Source organism: Mesorhizobium sp. NPDC059025 (genome assembly GCF_042739655.1).
Classification (GTDB): Bacteria; Pseudomonadota; Alphaproteobacteria; order Rhizobiales; family Rhizobiaceae; genus Mesorhizobium.
The window spans coordinates 1-1,698 of sequence record NZ_JBHYIM010000038.1; the positions used below are offsets into that span (position 1 = coordinate 1).

Here is a 1,698-nt window from a genome sequence, read left to right on the forward strand (position 1 = left end):
GCCCTACTGCCTTTCCTGTTAGAACAGTCCCTCGATCTGTCCCTGATCGTTGAGGAAGATCTTCTCCGAGGATGGCTTGGAGGGCAGGCCGGGCATGGTCATGACCTCGCCGCAGATGATGACGACGAAGCCGGCACCGGCAGCCAGGCGAACCTCGCGCACCGGAACCGTGTGGCCGGTCGGAGCACCACGCAGGTTCGGATCCGTCGAGAAGGAATACTGCGTCTTGGCCATGCACACCGGCAGGTTGCCGTAGCCGGCCTGTTCCCACTGGTGCAGCTGGTCGCGGATCGACTTGTCGGCAATCGCCTCGTCACCGCGATAGATGCGCTTGACGATGGTGTTGATCTTCTCGAACAGCGGCATGTCGTCGGGATAAAGCGGCGAGAACTGCGAGGCGCCGCTCTCGGCGATCTCCACCACCTTGTGGGCAAGCTCCTCGATGCCGGCAGAGCCCTGCGCCCAGTGCTTGCACAGGATCGCCTCGGCACCTTGTGCCGCCACGAACGCCTTCATCGCCTGGATCTCGGCATCGGTGTCGGAGACGAAGTGGTTGATGGCCACCACCGCCGGCACGCCGAACTGCTTCACGTTCTCGATGTGGCGGCCAAGATTGGCGCAGCCCTTCTTCACCGCCTCGATGTTCTCCTGACCAAGGTCTTCCTTCTTGACCCCGCCATTCATCTTCATGGCACGCACGGTGGCGACGATGACGGCGGCGGCAGGCTTCAGGCCCGCCTTGCGGCACTTGATGTCGAAGAACTTCTCGGCACCGAGATCGGCGCCGAAGCCTGCCTCGGTGACCACATAGTCGGCAAGCTTCAAGGCCGTGGTGGTGGCAACCACCGAGTTGCAGCCATGGGCGATGTTGGCGAAGGGACCGCCATGCACGAAGGCCGGGTTGTTCTCCAGCGTCTGCACGAGGTTGGGCTGGATGGCATCCTTGAGCAGCACCGCCATGGCACCATCGGCCTTGAGATCACGGGCATAGACCGGGGTCTTGTCGCGGCGATAGGCGACGATGATGTCGCCGAGGCGCTTTTCGAGATCCTTCAGGTCGGTGGCCAGGCACAGGATGGCCATGACTTCGGAGGCGACCGTGATGTCGAAGCCGGCCTCGCGTGGGAAACCGTTGGCGACACCACCCAATGAGACGATGATCTGGCGCAGCGCCCGGTCGTTCATGTCCATGACCCGGCGCCAGGCGACACGACGGATGTCGATGCCCAGTTCATTGCCCCAGTAGATGTGGTTGTCGATGAGGGCGGAGAGAAGGTTGTGGGCGGTGGTGATGGCGTGGAAGTCGCCGGTGAAATGCAGGTTCATGTCTTCCATCGGCACGACCTGGGCGTAACCGCCGCCGGCGGCACCACCCTTGACGCCGAAATTGGGTCCGAGCGAAGCCTCGCGAATACAGACCACCGCCTTCTTGCCGATGCGGTTCAGGCCATCGCCCAGGCCGACCGTGGTGGTGGTCTTGCCTTCGCCGGCCGGTGTCGGGTTGATGGCGGTGACCAGGATCAGCTTGCCGTCCTTGTTGCCTTTGACCGACTTGATGAACTCGGCCGAGACCTTCGCCTTGTCATGGCCGTAGGGCAACAAATGCTCGCTCGGAATGCCGATCTTCTCGCCGATCGCCTGGATCGCCTGCTTCTTCGCGCCGCGCGCGATCTCGATGTCACTCTTGTACTCGGCCAT

General features: G+C 62.8%; 1 protein-coding gene. It reads right to left on the bottom strand.

The annotated features are described in order from the left end of the window. Positions 1 to 18 precede the first annotated feature (18 nt). Positions 19 to 1,698 (bottom strand): formate--tetrahydrofolate ligase (locus tag ACFWYE_RS30990; RefSeq protein ID WP_379115824.1); only part of this gene is annotated, 1,680 nt, incomplete at its 5' end.